Annotated in this window: 1 protein-coding gene; it reads left to right on the top strand. The window is 49.5% G+C overall.

The annotated features are described in order from the left end of the window. Positions 1-278 precede the first annotated feature (278 nt). Complete coding sequence (locus tag PFRI_RS21370) at positions 279-548, top strand: type 1 glutamine amidotransferase family protein (RefSeq protein WP_175549248.1); 270 nt, start codon at positions 279-281, stop codon at positions 546-548. Positions 549-913 lie beyond the last annotated feature (365 nt).

Here is a 913-nt window from a genome sequence, read left to right as displayed (position 1 = left end):
TCAGACAATTTCCGCGTCATAACCCATGAAAAAATTCGGGTTTTGGGGTAGCAGCGGTATATCGTGATTATTCAAATGCCTTTGCGAACCCTGGCAGTCCTGCGGATTTTGTTGCGTACAAGATGAATGATGTAGCATCTTATGCTGCCGTCTACATCCCCGGAGGCCATGGTGCGATGCTTGGGTTGCCCAAAAATGAAGACGTTGGGAAAGTTCTGCACTGAGCGCATGAACAGAATCTATTCACACTGGCTCTTTGTCACGGACCTGCCTCGCTGTTGGCGGCGAAAACTGAAAAAGGGTTCTTGTATGACGGATACAAAATGACTGTGTTCCCGGATTCGGTCGACAAACAAACGCCCATGATCGGCTACTTGCCAGGCCCGATGCCGTGGCGGGTGTGTGAGAAGTTGACTGCTCTAGGCGCACAGATCACCAACACGAAAGCCGATGCGTCATGCCATGTTGATCGTCGTCTGATTACGGGCGCGAGCCCCAAGGCCACAAATGCTTTTGGCCGGCTGGCTTCGGAAACAATGCTGAAATAGATGCGCAAGCTCGAGCCTGATCGCAAGGCGCACTGCAGACATTCATGCGCCTTGCAGCAATGGTCGAATTGGGCGAATGTTGTTGAAAAACTCCGTTTTCGGCACAAATCAATTGAATTTCCTGCTGTACAAGCCAACCAGGCTTTGGTACCGACAGATTTGGGCCAAATTGCCATTTCGTCACAGATTTGTCAGCTCTCACCGCCTCACGAACCATGTCATCTGACTTCTTGGCAGGATGAGCGTTTGCTCGAAAATTACGAAATCTGAATTTTGGAGTTTTTCCAAAAAATCGGCCCAAATGTATGTACCGGCTGCTGTTCGCAAATGATTTCTGGCATGTTCTCGGAAGTCGCTCATATGTA

This window comes from Planktotalea frisia (assembly GCF_001890925.1).
GTDB lineage: Bacteria > Pseudomonadota > Alphaproteobacteria > Rhodobacterales > Rhodobacteraceae > Planktotalea > Planktotalea frisia.
This window is presented reverse-complemented; position numbering and strand designations above follow the sequence as displayed.